We start from the raw sequence: 25,030 nt of genomic DNA on the forward strand, positions 1-25,030 counted from the left end.
AGTGATTAGTACTATTTTGCTTTGTCAATTTATCTCTCTACTTTTGCATCATCAAAGTACAAGGCGATGTGGTGGAATTGGTAGACACGCTACTTTGAGGTGGTAGTGCGGGTAACCGTATGGGAGTTCGAGTCTCCCCATCGTCACAAGCGTCCTGAGAAATCAGGACGCTTTTTTTATGTCTAAAGTACAAAAAAACCTCTCAAAATTGAGAGGCTAGACAACCACCATTCTATCATTTTACTTTACTCTTTTTCACATCCGCTCTCTGATAATTTTCTTTTAGTCTTCTAAACTTTTCTTTTTGGTCCTCTATCTTCGTGTAGTAGTCGATATGCTGTTGTTTCCAACTAAAAATGGTAGAAATCGGAATACCTTTTTCACGTGAGATAGCATTCATACTTTTGCCTGAAATCATTTCGTTGAGTATTTCAAAAATCAACTCGCTTGAGTACTTCATTCTCATCTTAATTTAGTGGGTTATATTTGACAAACAAATATCTTTGGTTGCCTTATCATAACTCATAACCCAAAAGATTTTTATATGACGATTCAGACAGAATATAAGCTTCAGATGAAATAATTGCGTCTCTTGCTGAGTAAAAATCTAGCATGGTAGCATCAAAAAAGCGGTCGGAAAACATTTTCCGACCGCTTTTTTGATGAAAACTTGGAGGATAATCCCAATCTTAAAATTCGGGATAACTCATGTTTGTTAATTTTTAAATTCACCTTCAGACATTGCTTTGTAATACATCGCTTTCAGGCGTTTAAATTTTGCCTTTGTTTGTTCCTCGTTGTCTTGTGGCTCCTCCGCAACTTGTTGTTTTAAGACATTCATATAAGAGGTTGAGCTACGAAGCTTTTCTGCCAATTCAGGAAAATTGTACTGTTCATACGCTGAGCTTGACTCATTTTCGTTTTCTTCGGGTTCGTAAAAGTTTTCTCTTGACATTGGGTTTAGGCTTAACGATTATTGTCCTAGTTTTTAAAGGTATTCTATAATTTGAAAATTTAGCTTTTTGTCTGTAATCACAACCACTTGATTTGATCATCAGTTAGGCAATATATTGCATAAATGAATCAACAACCATCATTCTCATAGCATATTGTTGAAATATAGTATATTTTTAAAACATAAACAATGAGTAATATTCTTTTCTCTTTGTTTATATTTTAGTATTTATCGGGAACTTGGTTAATTTATTTTTGATACAAAAGCGCCTTATCAACTTCTTTTATCACATGCTCAAAATGCGCTGCATTGTTGACATAATCTAAATCATTGACATCTATTACCAATAGCTTTCCTTCGGTGTATCCATTGACAAACTCTTCATAATGGTCGTTTAAGTCTGCCAAGTATTGGTGAGATATATTTGCTTCGAAATCACGTCCACGTTTCTCGATTTGACGAACTAATTTAGGTAAATCAGCTTTCAAATAGATAGTCAAATCTGGCGCTTTTACGGTTTGCATCATCAAATCGAAGATACCACGGTAAGTACCGTAGTCATTTTCACTCATAATACCTGTTTTGTAAAGGTTCATGGCAAAAATAAAAGCATCTTCGTAAATAGTTCGATCTTGAATAATACGACGGTTAGAACGTTGTATTTGCATTACTTGTTCGTAACGACTTTTCAAAAAATACATTTGTAGATGAAAGGCCCAACGAGGCATATCCGAATAAAACTCGGCTAAATAAGGATTGCCTTCAACCGCTTCAAAAAGCACTTCCCAACCAAAATGCTCTGCCAATTTGCTGGCTAATGTAGTTTTTCCTGCGCCGATATTTCCTGTAACTGCTATGTGCATAAAATGAAAATGATGATGAGATATGAATTCTTGTGCGAGATCTATTTCGCACTCGAGAAATAACGCTTTTCTTTTTTAAAACGGTGCAAAGGTCTATTTTTTTACCTCAAAATCCAAACTCAACTCATCAAGGAAGATTCAATCATTTTGTGACATTGCTATAACTTAATTATCTTTGCAACTTAAATCATTTTTTTAATCTGTAACTCATGTTGAAGATGAAGCCATACAGAGTGCTTTTATATTACAACTATACTCCTATTCCCAATCCTGAGGAATATAGAGAAATTCACCACTTATATTGTATCGAGAACAACCTCTTAGGTCGTATTATCGTAGCATCAGAAGGCTTAAACGGAACTGTATCTGGCTTAGCTGAAGATTGTGAGAAATACATGAATTGGTTGGAAAACGACCCTATTTTTGCAGGAAGTGACTTTGACTTCAAAGTTGAAGAGCATGACACACATGCTTTTGCCAAATTGCACGTTCGTGTCAAAGAAGAAATCGTTAATTCAGATTTACCAGTTAATCCGCGCGTTCGTACAGGTAAACACCTTGAACCAGCAGATTTTAAGGAATTATTGAAAAATGATCCTGATGTCGTTTTGGTAGATATGCGCTCAAACTATGAACATTCGGTTGGAAAATTTAAAGGTGCTGTAACGTTTGATATGGAAACCTTGCGCGAACTGCCTGACCATGTTCATGAAATTGAACACTTAAAAGACAAGAAAATCATTACCTATTGCACAGGTGGTATCAAATGCGAAAAAGCTTCTGCTTATTTGATTGACCAAGGTTTTGAAAATGTATATCAACTACATGGAGGCATTATCAAATACGGCTTAGAAGAAGGTGGAGAGGATTTTGAAGGCAAATGTTATGTATTTGATAATCGTGTGACAACTTCTGTAAATACGGTGAATCCAGAGGTTATTTCAAAATGTCATATTTGCGAAACGATTAGCGACCACATGGTCAATTGTGCCAATCCTGAATGTAATGAGCACGTACCTATTTGTCCTAGTTGTTTAGAAAAAATGGAAGGAGCTTGTTCTGAAGAATGTAAAAATCACCCTCGCAAGCGCCCGTACAATCCTTCTGGCTATTATAGCAAACAGTCTGACAATTACTCGCCAGAATTTGGATTCAAAAGTCGCCAGAAAACAAATGTAGATTATTCTAGCTTTCAGCTTAGCGCAGAATAATTAAAATTTGATACAAAATACAAACCTCTCATTTCGATGAGAGGTTTTTTATTTTTAACTTAGGAAATACGTAAATCAACAATCTTAAAAAAACAACCTATGAAATCAATTTCTGAAACCGACTTAATTATAAATCCTGATGGAAGCATATATCATTTGAACTTACGCCCTGAAGATATTGCTAATACCATCATTACGGTAGGCGACCCTGACCGTGTGGAGGTAGTTTCTAAATATTTTGACAAAATAGAAAAAAAGGTATCGAAACGTGAGTTTGTGACGCACACAGGATATATCGGCAACACTCGACTATCTGTGATTTCTAGTGGTATTGGTACCGATAATGTCGAAATTTTGATGAATGAACTGGATGCCCTCGTGAATGTCGATTTATCTACTCGAACTGTTAAACAAGAGCATACTAGCCTCGATATCGTAAGGATAGGCACATCAGGAAGCCTACAAGAAAGTATTCCAGTGGATAGCTACGTTGTGTCAAAAAGAGGCATTGGGTTTGATGCTTTGGGGCATTTTTATCCAACTACAACTTCTTCCTTTTCCAAAGCGGTTCAAGCTCAAATGAACTTGGATTTTCTATCTTACACATCATTTGGCTCTCAAAAACTTTATGATCTACTTTTTGACAATAAGAATCCCTTGTATTTTGAAGGAAATACCGTGACTTGTCCAGGGTTTTATGCACCGCAAGGAAGAGTCTTAAGGTATAGTCCTAAACAAGAACATTTACTTCAAAAATTTAATCAATTTTCCTTTCAAGGGAATGTGTTAACGAATTTGGAGATGGAAACGGCGGGGTATTATTTATTTGGAGAGTTATTGGGTCATGAAGTACTTTCGATGAGCGCTATCGTAGCGTCAAGAATGACGCATCAATTTTCAAAAAATCCAGAAAAACATACCGAAAGTTTGATTCAGCAAGTGCTTGAAAAAATTACAATGCTATAAAATAAATTGAGTGAATACTATTTGAGTAAAGGAGTTTTAGCGTCAAAAACATGAGTCATCCCGAATTTAGTGATTTAGCGAGTGAGTGATTATGTGAAAATTTGTATTCTAAGCTTAAGACGCAATGATTGCGTCTTAAGCCTAGTCATATCTAGCATAGTAGCATCAAAAAATCGGAGAATAATTCCAATCCTAAAAATTCGGAAGGAATCATATTTGTTAATTTCCTGCTTTTTTAGCCTTCCATTCCTCTTTGAGTGCTTTTCGCTCTTCTGGACTTAAGCTTCTCCATTTTTCTATCAGTTCTTTTCTTTTACCTTTTAAAGCCGCTTTTTCTTCTGGGGATAAAGAATCTATCTTTGCTTTACGGGCTGCAGCTTTTTCTTCTAACTTGGCTTTCTGTTCAGGTGTCAAATTGGCAAGTCTTGCCTCCACTCTTTCTCGTTTTCTTTCTTTTGGAGTTTCTTGGCTGGTTTGTGCTTTTGCTGAAATCACAGTAACTAATAGTGATATACTTAAAACAAGGATTTTTTTCATGATTAACTGAGAATTAAAGATTTGAAAATTTTCCTTTTGACCATATTAACCCTACCAAAGTTTAATCTTTATTTCTTGTTATCAATCCTAAACATCCAACTGCATCACATAATCATTCATCCAATAATCATTACCGATATTAATGTCCTCCTCTCTAATGATTTTAAAACCCTGTTTCTCATAAAAACCAATCGCTTTATTATTGCGATTTACGTTTAAATGAACAAATTTTAATCCTTGTTGCTTAGCATATTTTGCCACTTCCTGAATCAATAATTTTCCAATGCCTTTACCTTGGGCAGCTGGGAGCATATAGAGTTTATGAAGTTTCATCACCGCATCATCTTTGGGCTCGAAACCAGCAAATCCGAGCGGAGTTTCATCTTCATAAGCAAAAATAAAGGTATTGGTCTCAAACTGTCGGGTTAAGGATTCTGAAGAATACATCATGTCTAACATAAACAGCGTCTGCTCTTCAGTCAAGATATGTCCATAAGTTGGTCGCCAAGTTTGTTCGGCAATAGATTGAATTAGAGGAATATCCTCAACGGTAGCATTTTTTAAGTTAATCGAGTTTTGCATCCTTTAATGAAAAGTATTCTGGGTGTTTTGGGGTAATATTTTTATAAAACGATTGAATCTTGGGTAAATCCTCCTCATAATTCCCTGAAGGCTGAAATACTCCTAAAAATCCAGCTTCTTTTTTTCCAAAATCTAAAAAGCCAAGCACAATTGGGACACCAGCATTTTTGGCGATGTGATAAAAACCAGATTTCCATTCGCTTGTGTAAGATCGGGTGCCTTCAGCTGGAACAAGCAATTGCATTTCAGGAGCATTTATGAGTAAATCTGTCATCATCTGCACCAAATTGTTCTTCTGAGAACGATTAACTGGAATTCCTCCTAAGCCACGAATCAAAATACCCAACGGAAATTTAAAAAGTGAATCCTTTGCCAGATAGCGAATCTTACAACCCATGGCATAAAGGGTTGCCATAGCATACGGATAATCCCAATTGGACGTGTGTGGCACGGCAATAATCACAGCTTTGGGATATTTCTTAATTCCTAAGGGAGTCTTATCTACAATCTTCCAGCCACTTAGCTGTAAAATCAGTTTACCAATAATTTTCAACATGGCATAATTGAGGTCAAAACTAAATTTAATCTCTAAAAGCCTATTATCTTTGGGTCAAAATCAATAGACACATTGAGAACAAGCTTCAAGATAACGACAAAATTTGAGGTTGTTTTTGTTTATTGTATTTCAAATGTAATCATTTTTCCTTTGAGAGAAAACGTTATTTGTGATTAGCCTTTCGGTAAGTAAAAATAAGTTATGAGTTAATCGTATATCAGTTTTTTGATTTCACTCATAATATTTTAGATTCTGTCAAAGTTTAACACATCTGTTGAATTTATTTACCTTTTCTGTTATTTTAAAAAGTAGGAAAGATTAAATCCGTGGCACGCTTTGATTGTAACCTTTTGCTTGTTGACATCCACAAATAACAATTATACTTTTTATGAATAAGGGCTTCTCACTCAAGTATTAGTGCAAAATAAAATTGCGTTAATCAGCTTTAGGCTGTAAGCAAAAAAGCTTCTATTATTTCATAATAAATACTTTTAACTTTTAGCCTACTGCATAAAGCATAGAGCCTATTGCTGATAAAATTAACTACAAACTAAAACAATCCCTAAAATCAACTTTGCAATGCAAAAGCCATTAATTCTTATTTCAAACGACGACTCAATCGCTTCTAAAGGTATCAAAACACTCGCTGCCATTATGTCACAATTAGGTGAAGTTGTGGTGGTTGCGCCCGACTCTCATCAATCAGGTATGGGTCACGCTATTACGCTTGATCGCCCTTTGCGCGTGAGTGAAGTGCCCAATTTTTTACCAGATGTCAAAGCCTATAAGTGTAGCGGTACCCCAGCGGATTGTGTTAAATTTGGAAAACATTTTATTCTAAAAGGTCGTAAGATTGATTTGGTTGTGAGTGGGATTAATCATGGTTCTAACTCTTCGATTGCTGTCATTTACAGCGGAACTATGTCGGCTGCTATCGAAGCAGCGATTGAGGGTATTCCTGCCATTGGATTTTCATTATGTGAATTTGGGGCTGATATTGAGTTTGGTCATGGCGAACCATATATCAAGCAAATTGCTCAGACTATTCTAGCAAATGGTTTGCCACACGGCGTAGCCTTGAACGTAAATATTCCAGCTAAGTCTGAAGAGGCAATCAAAGGAATCAAGATATGCCGCCAAACAGATGCGCTTTTCAGAGAATCCTTCGAAGAAAGAAAAGACCCTTACGGAAGAGCCTATTATTGGATGGATGGTTATTTGCAGAATGATGATAAAGGCGGAAATACCGATGAAGACGCATTAAAAGAAAATTATATTGCCATTGTACCTGTAAAATTCGATTTGACTGATTATAAAGCGATTGATGTATTAAAATCCCTTCAATTGGGTGAGTAAATGCTAAATCTCAGTTAAGAATTTAACATTTACATTATTTTAACCTCAAAATTTAACAATAACTTTGAAAATCATTTTTCATCATACAGAGATTAAGTAGCAATGTTGCTTTGTAATTCAGTACCAAGATCATTATGTTCTTTTTCTCTATCAAAATATTAATCATAATATGGCAATAGTCGGTAATCTGCTTAAGAAAGGAATTGGTTTGACAACTGTGATTCAACGTAAAAAAACGAATCATGCCAAACTACAGAAAAAGACACTTATTAAGTTATTGAATAAAGCCCGATTTACGCAATTTGGTGATAAATACAATTTTGAAGACATCATGAATGCAGCTTTGTTTTCGGATGACAAAGAGTATTATACCAAATTTAAAAATCAAGTACCTGTTTATGATTACAATAAAATGTATAGTGAATGGTGGTATAAAGCGCACGAAGGAGAGAAAAATGTTGCGTGGCCGGGGCGTGTAAAATATTTTGCTTTAAGTTCGGGTACCTCAGAGGCCGCCTCCAAACATATTCCTGTGACAAAGGATATGGTAAAGGCTATTCATAGAACGTCTATTCGTCAGATTCTGTCCTTGGGTGCCTATAAAAACTTACCTCCTCAGCTCTACGAAAAGGGTTATTTGATGCTTGGAGGTAGCACTGAATTACAACAAATGGGTACACACTATGAAGGTGATTTAAGTGGTATTACCGCAGGAAAGATTCCTTTTTGGTTTGAACGATTTTATAAGCCTGGTAAAAAAATAGCTGCTACTCGTGATTGGAGCGAGAAATTAGATAAAATCACCAAACAAGCTAAAAATTGGGATATTGGCTTTATTGTGGGCGTTCCAGCATGGATTCAGTTATTGATGGAAAAAATCATCAAGGAATATGGTGTCAATAATATCCACGATATTTGGCCAAATTTGGAGATATTCTGTCATGGTGGCGTAAGTTTTGAACCTTACAAACAAGGTTTTGAAAAACTCCTCGGTCGTCCGATTACTTATATCGAAACCTATTTGGCATCAGAAGGATTTCTGGCATATCAAACGCACCCAAATAGCGATATGCGCTTGGTGCTCAACAATGGTATTTTCTTCGAATTTGTGCCTTTCAACGAAAACAACTTTGATTCGGATGGGGCAATGGTCGAACGTCCTGAAACTTTGATGATTGACGAAGTAGAAGAAGGTAAAGAGTATGCTTTGCTTATTTCTACAGTATCAGGAACATGGCGATATTTGATTGGCGACACCATTAAATTTACCAATAAGAAAAACGCAGAAATCGTCATTACAGGTCGTACCAAGCACTTTTTAAGTCTTTGTGGCGAACACCTCTCTGTCGATAACATGAACAAAGCGATAGAATTGGCTTCTAAACATTTCAATATCGATATTAGAGAGTTTACGGTTGTTGGGAAAAAGGTAGAAACCACCTTCGCGCATCACTGGTACGTCGGAACTGATGATAAAATAGAAGCAGAAGCCTTAGAACAATTTATTGACAAAACACTTTGTGAAATAAACGATGATTATCCAGTAGAAAGAAAGCACGCACTTCGTGAAATGAAAGTACGAGTACTTCCTGCTAAAACTTTCTATGATTTCATGGCATCGAAAGGAAAAACGGGTGGTCAAAATAAATTTCCAAGGGTAATTAAGAAAAAAGAGCAAATTGAAGATTGGGAAAATTTCTTATCGAAATAAATATAAAAATTGAATGAATTCTTTCATTACTCTTTAAGCATCAAAAAAGGCGATCGAACCTAGGTTTTAGGTCGCCTTTTTTGATGAATTGCTATTTTCCCTCTAAATTCCGCTCTGCTTGAAGGATATGTCTCTCTTGATGGATTATTAAAAAATAAAGTGCATCAGCTAATCTTAATGTCAAAAATTTCGCAATTGAGATAGGAATGGTAATCTGATTGAGCTGATAATTTCTGGCATTCTTAAGGATTTCCAGTAAATTCTTCTGATGTGATATAAAAGTATCTAATACCTCGAGAGCAGGAAGCTCGGTGTCTGGAATATAGCCTTTCATAGCTTTAAACTTACTTTTTCCTGTTTCGGGATGCATGCTTTTAATCGCCAATCTTCCTAACCATGTCGATTTGATGGAATGATTCTGTAAGTATTTCTCATGACTTGAAATTCCATGTCGGAAACTCGCCAAATAATAGTCGCTATAGGCATTTAGATGCGCCAAGCATTGAGCCATACTCCAACCGCCTGTATTGCTAGGCTGTAGTAGGATTGTAACATCGATAGAGTGTCGCCATTCAACGGTTTTATCTAATTGTTTTTCTGCTAGTTGAGTCAAAAAATTGAGCAATTCTTCCTTTGTATCAAAATAAGTTAATGCCATAAAGTAAAATAGTTTATTTCTGGACAAAGGTATATTCTCAGCAAATGATAAATCTTGGTATTTTCTAAGATTTACAATTTAACAGTATTGATAAGCTTACTGAAATTGGTAGCATCGATACCAATATAATTTGCTAAATACTTATGCGGAACAATCTGGAGGATATGTGGACTGCGTTTCAATAAAATCCGAAATTTTTCTTCCGCCGAATAGCATTGTATTTCCACTAGTCTTTCCAGCAGACCACTGAAGGCATACAGCAAACCTTCAAATAATAGGTTATGAATAGCTGGATATATTTTCTCCAAGGCTCGTACCTCATTAATGTTGGCACGAAGTAGTATAGATTTGGTGAGAGTTTCATAGGTATATTGGGTAGCTCTACCAGTTAACATTGAATCCAAAACGCCACCAAAATTCCCTTGATAGGTAAACAAAATGGTAGCTTCATGACCCAAATCGTCTTGAAAAACGATTCTTTGAACACCTTTTACCACAAAATACAAATATTTTTCAGTAGAACCTGACTCTGTAAGTACCGATTTTCGACTGAAGGTAACCGGCTTGAATAGTGCATAGAATTTCTGTAATTCTTCTTGATTAAGAATCTCAAAAGCATTAACCGTTCGTTTGAACAAGCAATATGACTCATCAAGATTATCCATGTTGAATCATTTTGAGCATTTTTCCGATAACTTTTCCTTTTTGAAAAAGGAGTTCGCTACAGTTTTTAAGAGAATTTTCCAAGGTTTCTGGACCCGTTTGTATGGCACTCACATATACCATTTCAGGAATCTCCAAAAGCTTATCAAGCTCTTGAATCTGTCCAGCTATTCCAAAAATAGGCTTTTGATACATTTTAGCGTATTTCAAAACTTCCGAAAGTACCTTTCCTTGAAAAGATTGGCTATCAATACGACCTTCACCAGTAATGACTATATCAGCTTGTTCGATAGCAGAGGATAAAGCAATTGTTTCGAAAACCCATTGGGCAGCGGAAATAATTTTTCCCCCTAAAAAACACACACCACCTGCACCCATTCCCCCACCTGCACCCGCACCAGCGATCTCTTGGGTATCAATCGAAAAAGTATCTTTCAACAACCGATGAATATGTTCTAGACCATGGTTCAATGCAACAACCTGCTCGGGACTTGCTCCTTTTTGTGGAGCATACACGTAAGCAGCACCATTTTTCCCAAATAGAGGATTTGTCACATCCGTTGCCACATAAAATTCAGTTTGAGAAATTCTTTTATCGATATGCTCAGTATTAATGATGGCGATTTTCCCTACATTTTCTCCTGATGCCTCTAATTTATTTTCTTTTTCATCTAAAAAATCATACCCTAGCGCTTTCGCCATACCCATTCCCACATCGTTTGTAGCGCTTCCTCCTACTGTCAAAAATATCTTTTTAGCTCCTTGAGTAAGTGCATCTATAATCAGTATACCTGTACCAAAAGTAGATGTCTGCATGACATTTCTCTCCTCTGGTAAAAGTAACTCTAACCCAGAAGCTTTTGCCATTTCGATAACAGCTGTTTTTTGTTCAGCGATCCACAAATAACTAGTCTCAATCGGACGATGTAGCGGATCAAAGGTCTGTACAAACTGATAAGTTCCATTCAACGCCAATTTCAGAGCCTCCAGCGTACCTTCTCCCCCATCTGCTAATGGTTTCTGTTGTATTTGAGATTCAGGGAAAGTACAAAGGATGCCGTCGGAAATCGCCTTACAAACCTCTGTAGCAGAAAGAGCATCTTTGAAAGAATCACAAGCGATGAAGATTTTCATGGTTAAATCATAAACTGTTTGTACAAAATAGCCATAGCCGAACCAATGAATACCAAGCCAGCGACTTGGTTAATGCGCGTAATGATTTTAGGCGTAAGCACTTTTTTCATTTTATTGGCATAATAAGAAATAAGTGATTCTGCAAACATAGTGGCTACCAGACTCAAGCAAAAGAAAATAATAATTTGTCCTAAGTCGAAATGTTGTGCTCCTTTTAAGTAGGTAGATGTACCAAATACTGCAATATAATTAGAAGGATTGAGCAGATTAAGAAATAGCCCTGAGGTAAAATAATACAAAACGGTACCAAATTTTGTTTTGGGATACACTAATTGTGGTTGTTGTTTGAAAATACTGATTAATCCCAAACCTATTAATAACACCGCTCCACCAACAGATAAATACATATCAAAATTGTCGATTTGAGGCAAAAAAGCGGTTCCAAAAACTGCCAAAAACATTAATATAGCATCTGCGGCTGTTACTCCTAAGGCTATCAACATACCACTTTTGTAGCCATTATCAATACTCGTTTGTATCAATCTAAAAAAGGCTGGTCCAAATGTAAAACATAGAATAAAGCCATACAAAAAGCCAAAAAACGCTGCTGTTATCATACAAAATATCTTAAAATTTGGTTGGGTTTAAAAGGTAGCCCTTTGTCCCAAACAAAATGTTCTTCCTAATTAAATTCCTTTCAACCTAGCTACTTTTAACAAGGCAGCAATACTCAACGAGTCTGTGATTTCTGAATTCATCACCATTTCGATGGCTTTTGACAAACTTACTTTTTGAATCTTCAAAATTTCAGTGTCATCTGGCTCTGATTCTCCAAAAGTGAGATTTTCGGCTAAATACATATAACCCACTTCGTCAGTTACAGAATTTGAAGTATGGATACGTCCCAACTCAGTCCAACTTTCGGCAGAAATTCCTGTTTCTTCTTTCAATTCACGCTTAGCCGACTCCAGACTTTCTACGTTCAACGCTCCACCGCCCATTGGAATTTCCCATGAATATTCCTCTAAAGGATAACGGTATTGTCCTACCAGCCAAGTATTTAGTTCGCTGTCGACAGGAACAATTGCAATGGCTTTGTTTTTAAAATGCGCTACCCCATAAATACCGGGTTCGCCGTTAGGTTTAATCACTTCCTCGTGTCGAATACTTACCCATGGATTGTCGTATACTTGGGTAGAAGAGGTTTTGGTCCAAGGATTTTTTTCTTTTGTCATATCACAAAGGTAGAGTAAGAAGCTGAGATACAAAACAGGAAATATTACGTTTTATTTGAACTATTCCGAAATCGATTCGGTTTTCTAAATCATTCCCTATATTTTTCGTTTGACAAACTGAAGGCTTAAAAGAAAATTGGAGTCGTGTTTTTTTCAAAATGGTAAAGGATAAATAAAGCTTCCTCAACCAGTAATCAACTCCCTTTCAGTACCTTTGTGGAAATTCTTACAATACCATGACCCCTAAATATCGGATTATCCTAGCTTCGTTTGTAGTTAGTACTTTTTTAATGATAGTCAAATTTGTGGCCTATTATATGACCTATTCAAGTGCTATTCTGACAGATGCCCTTGAATCAATCATTAATGTAGTAGCTAGCGGATTTGCTTTTTATGCCATCTACCTAGCTTCACAGCCCAAAGACCTTAACCACCCGTATGGGCATGGAAAAATTGAATTTTTTTCGGCAGGACTAGAAGGTGTTTTGATTGTCTTGGCGAGTATCTTTATCATATTTCATGCGGTACAAAACTTCTTTAACCCACAGCCTCTTTCTGACCTTCCCTTGGGCTTAGGCATTATTATTTCTGGCGTTATTGTCAATTGGTTTTTAGGATATTACATTGAAAAAGAAGGTATTAAATATCAGTCTCCAACTTTAATAGCCGACGGAAAGCACCTCAAATTAGATGCCCAAAGTGGTGTCATATTGATTACAGCCGTTGCGTTAGTCGTATTCACCAAATCTGCTTGGGTGGATGGTGTAGCTTCTGTAATATTTGCACTTTATATGGGTTGGAGTGGGATAAAAATCATGCGAAAATCAATAGGTGGCTTAATGGACGAGACCGACCAAGAAACATTGGAGAAAGTAGTCCAAATTTTGAAAAATAATAAAAAATCTGAATGGATAGATATTCATAATTTGAGAATCCAACACTACGGTGCCGACCTTCATATTGACTGCCATATCACTTTGCCACGTTACTATAATCTTGAAGTTGTACATGCCAATGTGCATGAATTTGAGGATATTTTAGGCGCTGAATTTCAAGGTAATGTAGAAATATTCATTCATGCCGACCCATGTTTAGACGATTGCTGTTACTATTGTAAAGTGCAGGATTGTCCTATAAGAAAGTTTCCTGTTTCCAAAAATATTGAATGGAATGAAGTCAATTTATCGCTTAATCAAAAACACTTCATTGAAAGCATATAGCCTTATTTTATTGGCATTTGTCTGTAGTATATTAGGTCTGAGTGGTTGTTTACAAGGTTTTACGATGAGCACCAGCCAAGTAGATGAATACTATGCGGCATTGCCTCCCAAGCCCGACTTTAGTTATGCAGAATATGAGCATAAAAAAATATATTTTGCTCAATCAACCAACGTCAGTCACAAACTGCTATTTCTTATACATGGAGCACCTGGTGCATGGTTTGGGTACAAAGATTATTTGAACGACTCGTTGCTATTGAAGGAATTTAAAATCGTAGCTGCGGACCGATTCGGGTATAATCACTCTGATAAAAAGTTGGTATCCATAGATGAGCAGGCAAAAGCATTTTATGAGTTACTTAAAAAGTATCCTGACTACGAAATTACGGTAGTGGGACGTTCGTATGGAGCTGCCATTGCCGCCAAATTAGCGATGGATTATCCCAATTTGGTCAAAAAACTGTTTCTAATTTCACCAGCTTGTGCGCCAAAATTAGAGAAATACTGGTGGTTCTCGAAACCTGTAAATTCGGATTTTGTGAAATTTTTCTTGCCCTATTATGTAAATAGAGCCAGTGAAGAAAAGTTTGATCACCAAAAACAACTATTGAACTTAGAAAATGATTGGCGTAAAATACACTGCCCAGTGGTTATTTTGCAGGGAGGGAAAGATTGGATTATTGATACCCGAAATGGAGCCTATTTGGATTCAATGATTACTGAAGCGCCCAAACTATTTATTTATCTACCAGATAATGGGCATTTATTGACCGCAGAAAGAAAGGATTTGATAAAAGAATTGTTATTAAAACCGTAGACCTTAAGCATTAAAGTCTACGGTTTTTGATTTATTTTACTTCTTTAAGCTGTTGTAAAGCCGTAAGTTGTTTCATATTTTTTTCCATTCCTTCGGTAGAACCATCCAAGAAAATCACGTTTCCTTTTCCTTGTTCTGCAAAATGCTTAATGGCTTCAGTCCACATAGAGAACAAAATAAGTGACGCATCCAGTTGGTTATCTTTCATCACCTTAGCCGATTCTGCCATACCTTTAGCTACCTCCTCACGGAACAAAGCAACCCCTTGACCACGTAATTGTGCTGCCACCTTTTCAGCCTCTGCTGCAATACGAATGGCATTTCCTTCTGCTTCCGCTGCTTTTGTTTTGGTAATTAACAAAGCCTGGCCTTCGTTTTCGGCAGCAGCTTTTAAGTTATTTGATGCCACAATTTGTGCCATCGAGCGCATAATCGCCTCATCAAAGGCAATATCATTCAGTTGCAAATCAATCAAATGATACCCCCATGTTTCGAGTGTATTATCGATATGCTCCTTTACCTGAATCACGATTTCGCTTCTCAGCCCAAGTACCTCAGCTTGACGCTTAGTTGCTACCAAAGCACGAATTGTACCTTCAATGGTACGAATCAAGGCTTGCATAAAAGAGCGCTCATCCATAAACTTAAACGCCACATTTTTAATCGTTTCCTCCTCTTGATTCATTACGGCATACACCAACATGGCTTTAAAATTCACATTGGCTTGATCAGCAGTAATAGCTTGAAATTCGAGTTCAATCGAACGACTTTGAATAGAGATTTTTTTAAAGATTGCTTCAACAAAAGGGATTTTGAAGTTTAGCCCTGGCGTCATAATTCGCTGATATTTCCCAAAAATAGTCACTACTGCGACAGTTCCTTGGTTTACAATAGCAAACGAAAGCGCCAACAGAGGGAAGGCAATAACTAATAAGACAAGTAAAAACGACATAGTTGTAATATTATAGGTTAAAAAAAACAGCACACTCGGACGAATATGCTGTTTCAATTTTACAGAAAAAATACCAAAGTCGATAATAATATTTCAAATTTATGCACCTTTAATGCTTCCCATACCTCCATCCACGCCAATAATCTGTCCTGTAACCCATGAGGCTGAATCACTTAATAAAAAGGTAGAAATGCGAGCTATGTCCTCAGCTGTACCAACTCTGCCAAGTGGATGGCGCTTGTTGGAGGCTTCTTTTTTCTCTTCTGTAGAAAGCAAATTTTTCGCTAGAGGTGTATCCGTCAAGGATGGTGCCACGCAGTTTACTCGAATTTTTACAGGCGATAACTCAGCGGCTAACGATTTTGTCAATCCTTCAACAGCTCCTTTTGAGGCTGCCACTGATGCATGAAACCCCATGCCTATTTTGGAGGCGACGGTACTAAATAACACTATTGATGCACCATCTGCTTTTTTCAGCTTAGGCAACACCGCCTGTATGACGGATACAGCTCCTACTAAGTTTATCTGAAAATCATTTTTAAAGTCATCCAAAGTCAATCGATTGATGGGTTTCAAATTGATTGTACCAGGACAATATACCAGTCCGTCCAGTGACTCAGGCAATTGGCTAAAAATTGAGGCATCTGGAGAACTTGCATCCCAAGTCAAATGAGTAATCCCTTCTATCTTTGGTGTATTTCTAGAAGCAGAAAAAACTTGATGTCCTTCTTTAAGCAATTCCAAAGCGATTGCCTCACCTATACCTGAACTTGCACCAATAACTAAATAATTCTTTATCATATTTTGTGGAGTGTTTTCAAAATTCTTTTAAACAAAAAAAGACATTCAAAGTATAAACTTCAAATGCCTTTTTTTGTTTAAATTTCAAGAAATAAACGACCTACTTTCTAGATTCCTATATATTTCAAAAACTCCTGACGTACACTTTCTTCCTGAAATTTGCCTCCATAATAGCTTGTAACCGTCGATGAAGTATCATCTTTTACACCACGAGAGGCTACACAAAGGTGCTTTGCATCAATCATTACAGCTACATTCTCAGTACCCAAAATTTCTTGTAAATCCCTAGCAATCTGTACTGTCAAGCGCTCTTGTACCTGCGGGCGCTTTGCATAATGCTGAACAATTCTATTTAGCTTTGACAAACCAACTACCTTTCCTTCAGCGATATAAGCCACATGAGCCTTGCCAAAAATTGGTACAAAGTGGTGTTCGCAGTTTGAATAGAAAGAAATATTTTTTTCAACCAACATTTCATTGTATTGATATTTATTTTCAAACAACGCAATAGAAGGTTTATTTTTAGGGTCTAAACCACTAAAAATTTCTTTGACGTACATTTTTGCTACACGTTTTGGCGTACCTTTCAATGAATCATCAGTCAAATCCAGACCTAAGGTTTCCATAATTTGTCTGAAATGATATTCAATTTGAGCTATTTTTTCTTCATCACTCAACTCGAAGGCATCAGCACGCATAGGTGTATCTACAGAAGTCGCAATGTGGTCATCGCCAATTTCTTCATCAGTTAGCAATAATTTTCCATTATTATCCAACAGGGTATTCAACAAAGTTTCGTTCTGTTTCATATAATCTGATTTTAATATCCAAGTTTGGGTTTAGTTTGTTTCTGAGAATGTCGTAAATAACAATAGCAATGTTCTCGGCAGAAGGATTAAGATCTTTAAACTCCTCTGTATCAAGGTTTAAGTTTCTGTGATCAAATCTATCCAAGATTTCAAACTTTATAATATCGCTCAACACCTTCATATCAATCACATAGCCAGTTTCAGGATCCAGTTCGCCAATCACTTGTACAATTAATTCATAATTATGACCATGAAAGGTTGGATTGTTACATTTACCGTAAACTCGCTCGTTCTTCTCATCCGTCCAATTGGGATTATGAAGGCGATGTGCGGCATTGAAGTGTTCTTTGCGGAACACCGCCACTCGCTTTGCACTCATTGTAATTTTGCTAATTTAAAAGTGAATTTAGAGACAAATGGATATATCGGGCAGGACACATCCCGAGCTTTCGCTCCGATTGAAACAAACTATATTTTATCGGGGATTTAGTCATCAAGTTTAAAAGTCGTCTGAAAGGTTGTCAGCAACACTCTTAAACTAAATCGGCGAGTAGTTCTTTCATAGAGTCAAACTGCAAGTTCAAAGAAAAGGTTTCGATTTTGTTTAAAATTATTTCAAAAAGATTAAACAAAAATAAATATATCTTTAAACTGTCAATGGTTTTGTATGACCCTCTAAAATGATAAACACAGAATCGATTGAGATTGTTCAATGTAATGGTTAAAAGTGATTTTGCATTTAGTCATTCAAAGATACAAAGGAATTAGATTATTTCACTAAAGGTTTGGGCTGATAATGAATCTAGCATATTTTTTGATATTTCATTTCAGGTATCATCAAAGTATCGTTTTGGAAATCTATTTTACAAACTCCTGTACCTGAACCACTTTACTTTTGGTACAAAACTTACACAGAAACCGAAATTTGGGGATATTAGAGTTTTTTAATTAGTTTAGTTAAAAAATCAAAACTATTCCTAAATTTGCGGTAATATATTACCTCGCTTTTGAGGCGAAAGCAACACTATTTTCAAAAAATATATTGCTACTTTCATCGAGCATTTTTTATATGGCAAAACTATTGATTATGGCAGGCGGGATGTCTTCTCGCATGAAAAAAACAGACGGCAATTCAAATTTGGATGAAAAGCTAATCGAACAAGCAAATACGCTCCCAAAAGGGATGATTGGCGTGGGGAAAGATGGTCGTCCGTTTATGGATTATCTTTTATATAATGCGCATCGTGCTGGATATAATGAAGTTTTGATTCTCAAAAATCCGAAAGATACTGTTACACAACCTTACTATGACCAATTGGTAGCGGAAGGAAAAGCATGGGGATTTACTTTTAAATTCGCTACGCAGCAAATTGCTCCCGATCGTGAAAAGCCAGCTGGAACAGCCGATGCTATTCAACAAGCCTTGGAGCAAACGCCAGAATGGAAAGGCGAACGTTTCACGGTTTGTAACTCTGATAATTTATATTCTGTTTCAGTGCTAACGCTTTTGAAGGATGCAGAAATTCCCAATGCTGTAGTTTCTTATAATGCTGATGCATTAGGTGTAGAGCCAGAACGTGTGAAGGCATTTGCTATTATCAAAACTAACGCAGATGGTAGTTTGGTAGAAATTTTAGAAAAACCTAACGACGAACAAATTGCCGAGGCAAAACGTGTAGCTGGTCAAATTGGTGTTAATATGAATGTATTTCACTTCAAATATGATGACATTTTGAAATATGTTCAGTCTGAACCATTCAATCCTATTCGTAACGAACGTGAATTGCCAAGTGCCGTTACTCGTATGGCAAAAGAGAATCCAGGTTTAGTAACCACCGTTCCTGTAGCTGAAAATGTACCTGATTTAACCTCAAAAGGTGATATTTCATTGGTACAAAAATATTTAGTTGATGAATTTGGCGATTTCTAAAATATTCAGCCTTAATTCATAACCTTCCTACCCCGACTGTTGTTATAGAAACAGTCGGGGTATTTTATTGTCAATCTACCAATAAGCCCTAAATTTGTACAGTCAATAGTTTTGGCAAAAAATCAAATTTATATTTTAGCTCGTTATGTCGAATAACTCTCAAATAGTAAACCTTATCGAAAAAGGAACCAAGTATTGTACTTCTCTTACCGAATATAAACGTCGCGAAACAATCTCTGTGAACATTGGAGATTTGTGGATGGGCTCGCAATATCCAATTCGTATCCAATCTATGACGACCATCGATACTATGGACACCATTGGTTCGGTAGAGCAAACGCTTAGAATGGTGGAGTCGGGTTGTGAGTTGGTACGTATTACAGCTCCTTCTGTAAAAGAAGCGCAAAATTTAGAGAATATTCGCAAAGAACTTCGTAATCGTGGTTGTAATGTTCCATTGGTCGCAGATATACATTTTACACCTAATGCTGCAGAATTAGCGGCAAGATTGGTAGAAAAAGTGCGTATCAATCCAGGAAACTACGCTGACAAAAAGCGTTTTGAAACTATTGATTATACCGAATCTTCGTATCAAGCAGAATTAGAACGTATTAGAGATAAGTTTGTTCCTCTAATTAAAATTTGTAAAGAATATGGTACCGCTATGCGTATTGGTACCAATCATGGCTCTTTGAGTGATAGAATTTTGAGTAGATACGGCGATACACCACTTGGAATGGTTGAGTCTGCCTTAGAATTTTTGAGAATTTGTGAAGACGAAAATTACTTCAATATCGTCTTATCAATGAAGGCTTCGAATACACAAGTAATGGTTGAAGCTTATCGTTTACTTTGTAAAAAGTTGGACGAAGAAGGGCTAAAACCTTATCCTTTACATCTTGGTGTAACCGAGGCTGGCGAAGGTGAAGATGGTCGTATCAAGTCGGCTGTCGGAATCGGAACTTTATTGGAAGATGGTCTTGGAGACACCGTTCGTGTTTCGTTGACAGAAGACCCAGAATTTGAAGCACCAGTTGCCAAAAGTCTTATCGACAGATACACGCATCGTGCCGAAACCACTACCTTGATTCCAGCTTGGAAACCTGCAAACACAGAACTTTCTGAAGCATTTGATTCGCCAATAAATCCCTTTCAACATTTCAGAAGAGCGACCAATGAGGTGGCAGTTTTTGGTGGACATAACGTTCCAAGAGTGATTGCAGACTACTCACAGGTGGGGATCAATGAACATGATGATTTAAAGCCAATTGGTCATTTTTACCTACCTGCTACTGACAAATGGGCAATGAATGATTTAGGTGCAGATTTTGTTTACACAGGACAACGCCCATCGACCTTCATGCTGCCTATGGGATTAAAAGAGATTGTTGACTACAAAATTTGGTTAGAAAAAAAATGTCCAGAAAATTTATTCCCAATGATTTCATTTGAGGAAATTTCGGACAATGTGAAAACACATAACTCTTTGAATTTCATTGCAGTTAACATTGACAACCTAAAGCCAGAATTGATTTCGAGTTTGTCTTCTTTAAGAGATGCTGTTTTGGTAATTTCTACGAATAATACGCACGGAATGCCAGCCTTAAGACGTTTCTTTTTTGAGCTGATAAGTCAAGGAATAAAACTTCCTGTTGTTATTTGGCGCCAATATGATGCTATGTCAACTAGTGATTTCCAACTCTTTTCAGCAACGGATTTAGGTGGTTTGTTAGTGGATGGCCTAGGCGATGGAGCAATACTTTCTGTACCCCAAAATACTCCTGCATCAGAATTTCAAGGCCTCGCAAAAATCTACAATTCTACAGCATTTGGAATACTACAAGCTGCCCGAACTCGTATGAGTAAAACCGAGTATATCTCATGCCCATCGTGTGGTCGTACCTTATTCGACTTACAAGAAACTACAGCTATGATTCGCAAAAGAACGGATCATTTAAAAGGTGTAAAAATCGGAATTATGGGCTGTATTGTAAACGGTCCTGGCGAAATGGCTGATGCCGATTATGGCTATGTAGGAATAGGAAAAGATAAAATTGCTTTGTATCGTGGACAGCAAGTAGTTAAAAAATCTGTGCATGCCGACCGTGCGGTTGATGAACTTATTGAGCTAATTAAAGAAGATGGAGTATGGTTTGAGCCAGCTCAAAGTGCCGAATTAGCAGATATACTTTAATTGTAAAATTAAATTCTTTGTTGTTCTAACAGAGAATTACACTCAAATAAATATTGTTTCACAATAGATTTTAAAAGCCATGAGTCGTATTAAAGATCAATTCAAATTAGGTGAAGCCTTCGGTTATTTTCTTAGAGTTTTCTCTAAACCAGACCCGTCGAAACCGACAAGCTTCAATTTGCGTACGATGCACTTCATCAACAAGATTTCGATTCTGATGTTTTTGGTTTGTTTAATCGTCATGATTTATCGTGCCTTTATTCGTTAATACATTTTAGTATGGATATAGAGCAGTTTAGAGAATATTGCCTTTCAAAAAAAGGAGTCACAGAAGAACTCCCTTTTGGGCCTGAAACTTTGGTATATAAAGTTATGGGCAAAATATTTGCCTTAACAGGACTTGATAGCGAAATTTTTACGGTAAATCTCAAATGTGACCCCGAAAGAGCTGTCTCGCTCAGAGAGGAATTTTCTTTTATTATTCCTGGCTACCACATGAACAAAAAGCATTGGAATACCGTTAATTTTGAAAGAGCTCCTTCGAAGATGGCATCCGAACTTGTAGATCACTCCTATGATATTGTGGTATCGGGCTTAACCAAAAAACTTCAAACGGAGTTAGCACAATTATAAACCAATAGCAATCGTTCGTGTACTATGGAATGGCTGGTCCTCTTTTTCTTTTTACCTTTTGTTCTAACCTTGATGTTTTTCAATTGGTTAGAGGAAAAGTTTATTACCATCAAAAATAGAGAGAAGCTAGAAGATGGTGAACACCTAATTCATCATCGAAAATATAAAGAAGCGCTTTCTTTTTTTACCGAAAAGCTAAAACGCTTTCCAAAATCAGCCAAAGCGCATTATTATCGCTCACTTTGTAATTTGCAATTGGGGAATTTGTACTCGGCATTGTATGACATCGAACAATCTTTGAGTTTTGATAATACAGTTGGAGAGTCTTATGTAACCAAAGGAAAGATTTTGTACAAATTAGAAGATTTTGACGGTGCATTCTTAGAATTTGACAAAGCTGATTGGCATTTTAGAAGTGAAAATCCAACAGCACTACGATGGCGAGGAATGGCAAGGTACCAATTAGGTCAACGGAAAAGCGCTATTGAAGATTTTCAACTAGCAGTTCAATTAGGAGACGAAGATTCAGACTATATTTTAAGAACAAGTTTTGAGTATATTCATAAAATTTAACAAAAAAGGTGAATGATTTTAGATCATTCACCTTTTTTGTTTTGCTATAATTCTTTCCTCTAGCGTCCTTTTGCAGCCCAAACTGTTGCTTTTGCTAAGGCAGCTTTATCTGAAGTTCTCGATTTTACAAAATTACTTAGATATGCATAACTGGCCTTATCAGTTTTGGCATCTATGATTGATTCCAAAATTTTAATGGCTTCAGCAGATTTACCTTCTCTAAACAAAGCAGTTGCTTCCTCTCTAAACACACGAACACCAATCGCTTTTTGTGTCACACCAAGTTTAGCCAAATTGGCTTTTATTTGTGCAATTTTAGCTGATGAAAATTTACTTCCTCTACTCGAATATAGTGAATACATGATAATATTCTCAGCCGTTTGCTTGACTAAATTTTTATCAAACTTAGCATTAAATTCCGCAAGGTGATTAATCATGTATACAAAAAGAGGATTTTCATCATCTATAATAGCTTTTTGAAGCACTGCAAAATTTACGTTACTGGTGTATTGAGTGGTAGGAATCGACTTTGCATAGGTTTTCAAAACTGTAATATTCATCACGGTATCTTTCAAAATACGCGCCATATAGCCATAATCAATCAAGAAATTAGCCGTTCTATTTCCACTTTGATATATGGCCTTGTAGCCAGTTGCTCTTTTTTGTGGATTCAACGCAATCATCGCCGATGAAATAAGTGCTTCGGGTGAATTGGTATTTTCTCCCATAATGGCAACATGCATCAATTTGACATCCTTGTCAAAAAACAGCAACGTTGGCGTGGATGGAATCCAGATATTTTGTTTTTGTAAAAAACCAGCCGCCTCTGGCGAGGTCATATCCAGTTTATAAGAAATGTAATTTTTATTATAAATATCTCCTACTTGCTGATTTTCAAAAGTAGGTTTAAATGCTATACAAACATGACAAGTTGGTGCATAAGCTTCCAAGAATACCGCTTTATTTTGAACTTTTGCCAAATCAAAAACGGTGCGTAAATTTCCTCCAGAAATAAAGTTAACTCCTCGTTGTGCAATCGTAGAAAGACTTAACAACAGCAAAATGGCAATACTTAGCAAAGTTTTTTTCATAGTAAAAGTATTAGGGATATGGTTGGAAACAACAAATACATTTGCAATAAAAAAGCTGATTATGCTGAAAAACTCCAACATAATCAGCCTTCTGATTTTAGGAAATTAAGCTTGTTGCTGTTGAGCTGCTTTCATTTCTTCTTTCAACGTTTGGCTCAAATCTTTACATAATGCATCGATTTTGATAGCCATGGCTTCATCGCCAGTAGCACGAATCGCAGATTCAGCGATACTTCCCATCATCTCGATATAGAAACGTTTCATTTCAAGTACATCCATATCTTTAGTCCATAAAGGTAATGCAAGCGTTCCTTTGTGGTAGTGATCCCAAACACCAATAAAGATAGATTTTGTTTCCTCAATTCCCTCGTTAGGGTTTTCGGTAGCAGTCCACTGAATTTGCTCTGGAATACTTTGGTCGTCTAATGTTACTTGAAAATTGATTTCTGATTTTTTCATGATAAATTCTTCACCTGCTTAAATATTGTGCAAGTATCTATATTGGAAAATTAAAGCTTTCAAATGAAACAGCGATTTCACCCGAAAAGTTTGCTTGGTTCAAACAAAAGCTTACCACGAATTTAGCACAAAAAACTAGTTCGAACCAAATACTTTTTTGAGAAGGTCTGTCACACGAGCGGCTGGATTCTCACGAATCTTTTGTTCTTCTTGTGCTACCAACACAAATAAACCATCGATTGCCTTTTGTGTGGCATATCCTTTCAAATCTGGATTTAGCTTTTGAGCCGTAAACGGAATCTTGTTATAAGTAGTCGCAATATCGCCATACAATTTGGTCGCTCCCGTCGAATTGATAGATTCTTCCATGATAGGGGCAAATGCTTTAGCCAGCGCATCCGACGATGTACGCTTTAGGTATTGCGTCGCAGCGTCTTTGTCTCCTTTCAAAATACTCAACGCATCTTGGATTGTCATTTTGCTAATAGCATCCACAAAAATTGGGACTGCTTGTCCAGCAGCTTTCTCTGCCCCTCTGTTTAAAGTGGTAATAAATTTATCACACTCGCTTCCCAAGCCAATTTGACGAAGTTTTGCCTCTACTTTTTGTGCTTCTGGTGGAAACAATAATTTAATGGTTTGATTTCCCAAAAATCCATCTAGCGCCCCTGCTTGTGCCGATGAGTTTTTGATACCAACCGTCAACGCTTCCTTTAAGCCTTTACCTATCTCATCTGAAGTAAGACCTCCCTTACTTGCATTTGCCAATACATCATTGGCTTGTTTTAAGATATTTCCTAGGTTTTGAGATTGACAACTAGTTACTGTACCCATTAGGCAGATGGCGATAAGAATTCTTTTCATAAATAAGATGTTGTTTAAATGGAGAGAACCTGAGGCTCTCGATTACTTTCATTTTCAGACTTTAAGAGTGAATAGAAGTAACAAAATCTAAGATTTTAACCCTGACTCTTTTAAAATCTTTTGTTTTGTACCCTTGAATTAAACGACAAAAGTGCCGAAAATGTGTAATTTTGAACAAAAATAATGAATTCTTAGCAGGGCTTATCCGAATCAGAGTGGTTTGTTCGGTACAAAATTGAATAAATCAGTTCCAAAAGCAT

29 protein-coding genes and 1 tRNA gene are annotated in these 25,030 nt (G+C 36.6%); 12 read left to right on the forward strand and 18 right to left on the reverse strand.

Annotated features, from left to right (window positions below; all coding sequences use genetic code 11):
- The first annotated feature begins 62 nt into the window (after positions 1 to 62).
- Positions 63 to 146: transfer RNA gene (locus GVN22_RS06370), tRNA-Leu, on the forward strand.
- Between the two features lie 89 nt (positions 147 to 235).
- Here the strand turns inward: GVN22_RS06370 and GVN22_RS06375 are convergent.
- From GVN22_RS06375 to GVN22_RS06385, 3 genes are all read right to left on the reverse strand, one after another.
- Positions 236 to 460, reverse strand: a complete 225-nt coding sequence (locus GVN22_RS06375) for a hypothetical protein (protein ID WP_166550197.1) — start codon at positions 458 to 460, stop codon at positions 236 to 238.
- 255 nt (positions 461 to 715) lie between these two features.
- Positions 716 to 955, reverse strand: coding sequence for a hypothetical protein (locus tag GVN22_RS06380; protein ID WP_166550198.1), 240 nt, complete (start codon positions 953 to 955; stop codon positions 716 to 718).
- Between the two features lie 248 nt (positions 956 to 1,203).
- Entirely contained in the window at positions 1,204 to 1,818 is a 615-nt protein-coding gene (locus tag GVN22_RS06385; protein WP_166550199.1) for a deoxynucleoside kinase, read from the reverse strand.
- A 218-nt stretch (positions 1,819 to 2,036) separates the two neighbouring features.
- Between GVN22_RS06385 and GVN22_RS06390 the strand changes: the two genes are divergently transcribed.
- A complete protein-coding gene (locus GVN22_RS06390; protein ID WP_166550200.1) occupies positions 2,037 to 3,029 on the forward strand; it encodes a rhodanese-related sulfurtransferase in 993 nt (330 codons plus the stop codon).
- A 99-nt stretch (positions 3,030 to 3,128) separates the two neighbouring features.
- Positions 3,129 to 3,995, forward strand: a complete 867-nt coding sequence (locus GVN22_RS06395) for a nucleoside phosphorylase (protein ID WP_166550201.1) — start codon at positions 3,129 to 3,131, stop codon at positions 3,993 to 3,995.
- Between the two features lie 219 nt (positions 3,996 to 4,214).
- On the opposite strand, the gene GVN22_RS06400 is transcribed toward GVN22_RS06395, so the two are convergent.
- The 3 genes from GVN22_RS06400 to GVN22_RS06410 all read right to left on the reverse strand — a co-directional run bounded on the left by GVN22_RS06400 (position 4,215) and on the right by GVN22_RS06410 (position 5,670).
- Positions 4,215 to 4,532 carry a hypothetical protein gene (locus GVN22_RS06400; RefSeq protein ID WP_166550202.1) on the reverse strand — a complete coding sequence of 106 codons (318 nt, stop codon included), beginning with the start codon at positions 4,530 to 4,532 and terminating at the stop codon, positions 4,215 to 4,217.
- Positions 4,533 to 4,619: 87 nt separating this feature from the next.
- A complete protein-coding gene (locus tag GVN22_RS06405; RefSeq protein WP_166550203.1) occupies positions 4,620 to 5,114 on the reverse strand; it encodes a GNAT family N-acetyltransferase in 495 nt (164 codons plus the stop codon).
- Complete coding sequence (locus GVN22_RS06410; protein WP_166550204.1) at positions 5,098 to 5,670, reverse strand: lysophospholipid acyltransferase family protein; 573 nt, start codon at positions 5,668 to 5,670, stop codon at positions 5,098 to 5,100. Before GVN22_RS06410 ends, GVN22_RS06405 begins: the two co-directional genes overlap by 17 nt.
- 579 nt (positions 5,671 to 6,249) lie before the next feature.
- Between GVN22_RS06410 and surE the strand changes: the two genes are divergently transcribed.
- Both surE and GVN22_RS06420 read left to right on the forward strand, forming a co-directional pair.
- Positions 6,250 to 7,026, forward strand: a complete 777-nt coding sequence (surE, locus tag GVN22_RS06415) for a 5'/3'-nucleotidase SurE (protein WP_166550205.1) — start codon at positions 6,250 to 6,252, stop codon at positions 7,024 to 7,026.
- Between the two features lie 169 nt (positions 7,027 to 7,195).
- A complete protein-coding gene (locus GVN22_RS06420) occupies positions 7,196 to 8,737 on the forward strand; it encodes a GH3 auxin-responsive promoter family protein (protein ID WP_166550206.1) in 1,542 nt (513 codons plus the stop codon).
- A 91-nt stretch (positions 8,738 to 8,828) separates the two neighbouring features.
- On the opposite strand, the gene GVN22_RS06425 is transcribed toward GVN22_RS06420, so the two are convergent.
- The 5 genes from GVN22_RS06425 to GVN22_RS06445 all read right to left on the reverse strand — a co-directional run bounded on the left by GVN22_RS06425 (position 8,829) and on the right by GVN22_RS06445 (position 12,427).
- Positions 8,829 to 9,395: a DinB family protein gene (locus GVN22_RS06425; RefSeq protein WP_166550207.1), complete on the reverse strand. Its 567-nt coding sequence runs from the start codon at positions 9,393 to 9,395 to the stop codon at positions 8,829 to 8,831.
- A 71-nt stretch (positions 9,396 to 9,466) separates the two neighbouring features.
- On the reverse strand, positions 9,467 to 10,060 hold the full coding sequence (locus GVN22_RS06430; protein WP_166550208.1) for a Crp/Fnr family transcriptional regulator: 594 nt from the start codon (positions 10,058 to 10,060) through the stop codon (positions 9,467 to 9,469).
- Positions 10,053 to 11,192 (reverse strand): glycerate kinase, encoded by a 1,140-nt coding sequence (locus tag GVN22_RS06435; protein ID WP_166550209.1) that lies wholly within the window; start codon positions 11,190 to 11,192, stop codon positions 10,053 to 10,055. Before GVN22_RS06435 ends, GVN22_RS06430 begins: the two co-directional genes overlap by 8 nt.
- Positions 11,193 to 11,194: 2 nt before the next feature.
- Positions 11,195 to 11,809 carry a LysE family translocator gene (locus GVN22_RS06440; RefSeq protein ID WP_166550210.1) on the reverse strand — a complete coding sequence of 205 codons (615 nt, stop codon included), beginning with the start codon at positions 11,807 to 11,809 and terminating at the stop codon, positions 11,195 to 11,197.
- 69 nt (positions 11,810 to 11,878) lie between these two features.
- Complete coding sequence (locus GVN22_RS06445) at positions 11,879 to 12,427, reverse strand: NUDIX hydrolase (protein ID WP_166550211.1); 549 nt, start codon at positions 12,425 to 12,427, stop codon at positions 11,879 to 11,881.
- Between the two features lie 236 nt (positions 12,428 to 12,663).
- On the opposite strand from GVN22_RS06445, the gene GVN22_RS06450 reads away from it, so the two are divergent.
- Together GVN22_RS06450 and GVN22_RS06455 are read left to right on the forward strand one after the other, a co-directional pair.
- Positions 12,664 to 13,647: a cation diffusion facilitator family transporter gene (locus tag GVN22_RS06450; protein WP_166550212.1), complete on the forward strand. Its 984-nt coding sequence runs from the start codon at positions 12,664 to 12,666 to the stop codon at positions 13,645 to 13,647.
- Entirely contained in the window at positions 13,598 to 14,464 is an 867-nt protein-coding gene (locus tag GVN22_RS06455; protein WP_166550213.1) for an alpha/beta fold hydrolase, read from the forward strand. The genes GVN22_RS06450 and GVN22_RS06455 overlap by 50 nt, the downstream gene beginning before the upstream one ends.
- Positions 14,465 to 14,495: 31 nt before the next feature.
- Here GVN22_RS06455 and GVN22_RS06460 read toward each other — a convergent pair whose 3' ends face one another.
- The 4 genes from GVN22_RS06460 to GVN22_RS06475 form a co-directional block, all read right to left on the reverse strand.
- Positions 14,496 to 15,416, reverse strand: a complete 921-nt coding sequence (locus tag GVN22_RS06460) for an SPFH domain-containing protein (RefSeq protein WP_166550214.1) — start codon at positions 15,414 to 15,416, stop codon at positions 14,496 to 14,498.
- 99 nt (positions 15,417 to 15,515) lie between these two features.
- Complete coding sequence (locus GVN22_RS06465; protein WP_166550215.1) at positions 15,516 to 16,217, reverse strand: SDR family NAD(P)-dependent oxidoreductase; 702 nt, start codon at positions 16,215 to 16,217, stop codon at positions 15,516 to 15,518.
- Positions 16,218 to 16,324: 107 nt separating this feature from the next.
- Complete coding sequence (gene folE / locus GVN22_RS06470) at positions 16,325 to 17,026, reverse strand: GTP cyclohydrolase I FolE (RefSeq protein WP_166550216.1); 702 nt, start codon at positions 17,024 to 17,026, stop codon at positions 16,325 to 16,327.
- On the reverse strand, positions 16,986 to 17,405 hold the full coding sequence (locus tag GVN22_RS06475) for a 6-carboxytetrahydropterin synthase (protein WP_166550217.1): 420 nt from the start codon (positions 17,403 to 17,405) through the stop codon (positions 16,986 to 16,988). Before GVN22_RS06475 ends, folE begins: the two co-directional genes overlap by 41 nt.
- Before the next feature lie 690 nt (positions 17,406 to 18,095).
- On the opposite strand from GVN22_RS06475, the gene GVN22_RS06480 reads away from it, so the two are divergent.
- The 5 genes from GVN22_RS06480 to GVN22_RS06500 all read left to right on the forward strand — a co-directional run bounded on the left by GVN22_RS06480 (position 18,096) and on the right by GVN22_RS06500 (position 22,356).
- Positions 18,096 to 18,956: a sugar phosphate nucleotidyltransferase gene (locus tag GVN22_RS06480; RefSeq protein ID WP_166550218.1), complete on the forward strand. Its 861-nt coding sequence runs from the start codon at positions 18,096 to 18,098 to the stop codon at positions 18,954 to 18,956.
- Between the two features lie 145 nt (positions 18,957 to 19,101).
- Positions 19,102 to 21,150, forward strand: a complete 2,049-nt coding sequence (gene ispG / locus GVN22_RS06485; RefSeq protein WP_166550219.1) for a (E)-4-hydroxy-3-methylbut-2-enyl-diphosphate synthase — start codon at positions 19,102 to 19,104, stop codon at positions 21,148 to 21,150.
- 79 nt (positions 21,151 to 21,229) lie between these two features.
- A complete protein-coding gene (locus GVN22_RS06490) occupies positions 21,230 to 21,418 on the forward strand; it encodes a DUF6728 family protein (RefSeq protein WP_166550220.1) in 189 nt (62 codons plus the stop codon).
- An 11-nt stretch (positions 21,419 to 21,429) separates the two neighbouring features.
- A complete protein-coding gene (locus GVN22_RS06495; RefSeq protein WP_166550221.1) occupies positions 21,430 to 21,783 on the forward strand; it encodes an MmcQ/YjbR family DNA-binding protein in 354 nt (117 codons plus the stop codon).
- Between the two features lie 24 nt (positions 21,784 to 21,807).
- On the forward strand, positions 21,808 to 22,356 hold the full coding sequence (locus GVN22_RS06500) for a tetratricopeptide repeat protein (RefSeq protein ID WP_166550222.1): 549 nt from the start codon (positions 21,808 to 21,810) through the stop codon (positions 22,354 to 22,356).
- Positions 22,357 to 22,415: 59 nt separating this feature from the next.
- Here the strand turns inward: GVN22_RS06500 and GVN22_RS06505 are convergent, their stop codons facing one another.
- The 3 genes from GVN22_RS06505 to GVN22_RS06515 form a co-directional block, all read right to left on the reverse strand.
- The gene (locus GVN22_RS06505; RefSeq protein WP_166550223.1) at positions 22,416 to 23,447 is read right to left on the reverse strand and encodes a DUF255 domain-containing protein; all 1,032 of its coding nucleotides are present in this window, start codon (positions 23,445 to 23,447) and stop codon (positions 22,416 to 22,418) included.
- A gap of 105 nt (positions 23,448 to 23,552) precedes the next feature.
- Positions 23,553 to 23,906, reverse strand: coding sequence for a gliding motility protein GldC (gldC, locus tag GVN22_RS06510; RefSeq protein WP_166550224.1), 354 nt, complete (start codon positions 23,904 to 23,906; stop codon positions 23,553 to 23,555).
- Positions 23,907 to 24,041: 135 nt separating this feature from the next.
- On the reverse strand, positions 24,042 to 24,770 hold the full coding sequence (locus GVN22_RS06515) for a DUF4197 domain-containing protein (RefSeq protein ID WP_166550225.1): 729 nt from the start codon (positions 24,768 to 24,770) through the stop codon (positions 24,042 to 24,044).
- Positions 24,771 to 25,030 lie beyond the last annotated feature (260 nt).

It is taken from the genome of Cellulophaga sp. BC115SP (genome assembly GCF_009905545.1).
Lineage (GTDB): Bacteria > Bacteroidota > Bacteroidia > Cytophagales > Spirosomataceae > Flectobacillus > Flectobacillus rivi.

Coding starts and splice junctions, on each gene's coding strand:
- ispG (WP_166550219.1), top strand. CDS start 19,102: ATGTCGAATAACTCTCAAATAGTAAACCTTATCGAAAAAGGAACCAAG.
- GVN22_RS06450 (WP_166550212.1), top strand. CDS start 12,664: ATGACCCCTAAATATCGGATTATCCTAGCTTCGTTTGTAGTTAGTACT.
- GVN22_RS06495 (WP_166550221.1), top strand. CDS start 21,430: ATGGATATAGAGCAGTTTAGAGAATATTGCCTTTCAAAAAAAGGAGTC.
- surE (WP_166550205.1), top strand. CDS start 6,250: ATGCAAAAGCCATTAATTCTTATTTCAAACGACGACTCAATCGCTTCT.
- GVN22_RS06465 (WP_166550215.1), bottom strand. CDS start 16,217: ATGATAAAGAATTATTTAGTTATTGGTGCAAGTTCAGGTATAGGTGAG.
- GVN22_RS06410 (WP_166550204.1), bottom strand. CDS start 5,670: ATGTTGAAAATTATTGGTAAACTGATTTTACAGCTAAGTGGCTGGAAG.
- GVN22_RS06385 (WP_166550199.1), bottom strand. CDS start 1,818: ATGCACATAGCAGTTACAGGAAATATCGGCGCAGGAAAAACTACATTA.
- GVN22_RS06430 (WP_166550208.1), bottom strand. CDS start 10,060: ATGGATAATCTTGATGAGTCATATTGCTTGTTCAAACGAACGGTTAAT.
- folE (WP_166550216.1), bottom strand. CDS start 17,026: ATGAAACAGAACGAAACTTTGTTGAATACCCTGTTGGATAATAATGGA.
- GVN22_RS06425 (WP_166550207.1), bottom strand. CDS start 9,395: ATGGCATTAACTTATTTTGATACAAAGGAAGAATTGCTCAATTTTTTG.
- GVN22_RS06480 (WP_166550218.1), top strand. CDS start 18,096: ATGGCAAAACTATTGATTATGGCAGGCGGGATGTCTTCTCGCATGAAA.
- GVN22_RS06500 (WP_166550222.1), top strand. CDS start 21,808: ATGGAATGGCTGGTCCTCTTTTTCTTTTTACCTTTTGTTCTAACCTTG.
- GVN22_RS06375 (WP_166550197.1), bottom strand. CDS start 460: ATGAAGTACTCAAGCGAGTTGATTTTTGAAATACTCAACGAAATGATT.
- GVN22_RS06395 (WP_166550201.1), top strand. CDS start 3,129: ATGAAATCAATTTCTGAAACCGACTTAATTATAAATCCTGATGGAAGC.
- GVN22_RS06400 (WP_166550202.1), bottom strand. CDS start 4,532: ATGAAAAAAATCCTTGTTTTAAGTATATCACTATTAGTTACTGTGATT.
- GVN22_RS06420 (WP_166550206.1), top strand. CDS start 7,196: ATGGCAATAGTCGGTAATCTGCTTAAGAAAGGAATTGGTTTGACAACT.
- GVN22_RS06405 (WP_166550203.1), bottom strand. CDS start 5,114: ATGCAAAACTCGATTAACTTAAAAAATGCTACCGTTGAGGATATTCCT.
- GVN22_RS06380 (WP_166550198.1), bottom strand. CDS start 955: ATGTCAAGAGAAAACTTTTACGAACCCGAAGAAAACGAAAATGAGTCA.
- GVN22_RS06445 (WP_166550211.1), bottom strand. CDS start 12,427: ATGACAAAAGAAAAAAATCCTTGGACCAAAACCTCTTCTACCCAAGTA.
- GVN22_RS06515 (WP_166550225.1), bottom strand. CDS start 24,770: ATGAAAAGAATTCTTATCGCCATCTGCCTAATGGGTACAGTAACTAGT.
- GVN22_RS06460 (WP_166550214.1), bottom strand. CDS start 15,416: ATGTCGTTTTTACTTGTCTTATTAGTTATTGCCTTCCCTCTGTTGGCG.
- GVN22_RS06390 (WP_166550200.1), top strand. CDS start 2,037: ATGAAGCCATACAGAGTGCTTTTATATTACAACTATACTCCTATTCCC.
- GVN22_RS06440 (WP_166550210.1), bottom strand. CDS start 11,809: ATGATAACAGCAGCGTTTTTTGGCTTTTTGTATGGCTTTATTCTATGT.
- GVN22_RS06475 (WP_166550217.1), bottom strand. CDS start 17,405: ATGAGTGCAAAGCGAGTGGCGGTGTTCCGCAAAGAACACTTCAATGCC.
- gldC (WP_166550224.1), bottom strand. CDS start 23,906: ATGAAAAAATCAGAAATCAATTTTCAAGTAACATTAGACGACCAAAGT.
- GVN22_RS06490 (WP_166550220.1), top strand. CDS start 21,230: ATGAGTCGTATTAAAGATCAATTCAAATTAGGTGAAGCCTTCGGTTAT.
- GVN22_RS06455 (WP_166550213.1), top strand. CDS start 13,598: ATGAAGTCAATTTATCGCTTAATCAAAAACACTTCATTGAAAGCATAT.
- GVN22_RS06505 (WP_166550223.1), bottom strand. CDS start 23,447: ATGAAAAAAACTTTGCTAAGTATTGCCATTTTGCTGTTGTTAAGTCTT.
- GVN22_RS06435 (WP_166550209.1), bottom strand. CDS start 11,192: ATGAAAATCTTCATCGCTTGTGATTCTTTCAAAGATGCTCTTTCTGCT.